1 protein-coding gene and 1 pseudogene are annotated in these 1,952 nt (G+C 67.0%); one reads left to right on the forward strand and one right to left on the reverse strand.

The genetic code is table 11. The annotated features are described in order from the left end of the window. Positions 1–186, forward strand: a pseudogene (locus ACFXKA_RS42630) (NmrA family transcriptional regulator); the annotation flags it as partial. A 325-nt stretch (positions 187–511) separates the two neighbouring features. Here the strand turns inward: ACFXKA_RS42630 and ACFXKA_RS42635 are convergent. Next, positions 512–1,861: a hypothetical protein gene (locus ACFXKA_RS42635; RefSeq protein ID WP_379431850.1), complete on the reverse strand. Its 1,350-nt coding sequence runs from the start codon at positions 1,859–1,861 to the stop codon at positions 512–514. Positions 1,862–1,952 lie beyond the last annotated feature (91 nt).

The raw sequence follows: 1,952 nt of genomic DNA on the forward strand, positions 1-1,952 counted from the left end.
ACCGACCTCGTCCACCAGGGACTGCCACCGGCGGACGCCGAAGCCTTCGCCGACGTGATCGAACCGCTCAGGAAGGGCACGGACGCCTACGTCTCCGACGGCGTCCCCCGAGCCCTGGGCCGCCCGCCGCGTTCCTTCGCGGAGTTCGCCAAGTCCACGGCTGAGGGGGGTGGTTGGCGGGTCTGAGCGTTCCCGGTGCTTCCCCGGCGGACTGGCTGGGGGAGCAGCCCGACCCGGCTGACGCCACCCGTGCCGTCCGCGGTGCGGCGGACGACTCATGGTGAACGCCACAGTCGGCGAACGGCATTACCGACTCGGAGCACCACGTCTTCCACGCCGGCGTTGCCACCTGCACAGGCCCGCCGATGGAGGTGAACGAGGCGGGACCACATCGAGTGGGTCCCGCTCTCGCAGGATTGCCCCATGAACGACCGCCACCAAGTGGTCAGGGGCTGCAGTCTGGTCGGGCTGCTGTAGTTCCTGCTGGACGAGGTCACCAGCGGTCAGTACGTCAGCCTTTCAGCGCTGCGACCTGCTGAGCGCGGGCGCTGAGCTCCTGAACCGCGCGGACCTTCCTGTACGGAGCGATGCGCTTGCGCATGGTCACGAAGTGCTCATCGCTTCGCGCGCTCGACAAGCCCGTGTATCCGTCCAGGAACGTGCTCCACGTGGCGCACGCTTCCTCGATGTGTCCAAGCTGGAACTGGCGTTGAGCCATGACCGCGTTGAAATGCACCCGTCCCTGCCGCTCCTCTTTCGGCTGGGCCCGAAGCGCCCTCTTCAAGGCGGCGATCGAGCCGGGCAGGTCACCGGTCTCGTGGAGCACATGAGCGACATGGAACTGGTAGGCGGCCTGGTCGTATCCGCCGATGGACTCCCTGCGTGCGTCGGCCTTCGAGAGGGCCGCCTCGGCCTCGCGCAACCGGGCGAACGCCTGGCGCTCGGCGCCCACCATGGCGGAGGCGTGTGCCTGTTGGCCCCGGAGGAAGGCGACGAGTCGGGGGCCGGCCTGCGGGGCCGCCTCTGCGGCCGAGTCGGCGAGTTCCAGAGCCTTTCGCCCGTATCGTAGGTTCGATGCCTGAAGGCTCATGCCGCGCAGAGTGCGGCAGTACGTCACATGATCGTTCGCCTCTCGCGCGATGTTCAACGCTTTGACGTAGTACCGCTGTCCGAGAGCGTGTTCACGTTCGAACATGGCCATCCAGCCCGTCAGGTACGTCAGGTCCGAGGCCGCGGAGAGCATGTCCCGCTTGATCTGCTCAGGCGCGGAAGCCCGCAGGTATGGGGCGACGGTGTTGACGAGAAAGGCAGCTGCCATCGGCCTGGCGTGGCCGCCTCCGAGCTCGTCGAGGATGTCCGCGATGCGGTCGGTCATCGTGCGCACGGTCGCCACTTCACCCGCACCGATGTGGGTGGTGGGCTTGGTGGCCCGCTCCCGCTCCTCCGCGTGCGCCTCCCCCGCGAACAGAGGCACGGCGAGGGCGGCCGAGTACAGGCCGGCGGTGAGCACACCACGGCGCGACGGGTCCATATCTGCCCTTCCGAGATCTAGCAGCGACTCAACAGTGCCACCACTGTCCGGCCCTCTCTCCTCCTTCGGAGGCCGTAGTCCGACCTCCGTATACGTCACCGGGCGCCCGAGCCTGCGCTCGAACGCCTCGATGATCACTGGCCTGGCCTGTTCTCTCGGCTGAGTACCGGCCACCCAGTGCGAGACGGCGGACTGGTCGTACCTGAAGGAGAAGCCGACCTGGCCGCCTATGCGATTCACGGCGTTGGCGAGCTGGGTTCGAGACCATCGCGCCTGTTCAAGCAAGGTTTCGAGCCCTGCGTTTCGGGCGTTCTGGGATGCCTTGGCCATGCCAACTCCTGGTTTGATTCATGGCTTTCATGACTGCACCTGCCTCTCACGGTACCGGGACGTGCACGTTGCGGAGTTATCTCTACACACC

It is taken from the genome of Nocardia sp. NPDC059228, assembly GCF_042754245.1.
Taxonomy (GTDB): Bacteria; Actinomycetota; Actinomycetes; order Mycobacteriales; family Mycobacteriaceae; genus Nocardia.

Excerpts from the sequence above, each read along its gene's own strand:
- ACFXKA_RS42635 (WP_379431850.1), bottom strand. The coding sequence starts at position 1,861 with ATGGCCAAGGCATCCCAGAACGCCCGAAACGCAGGGCTCGAAACCTTG.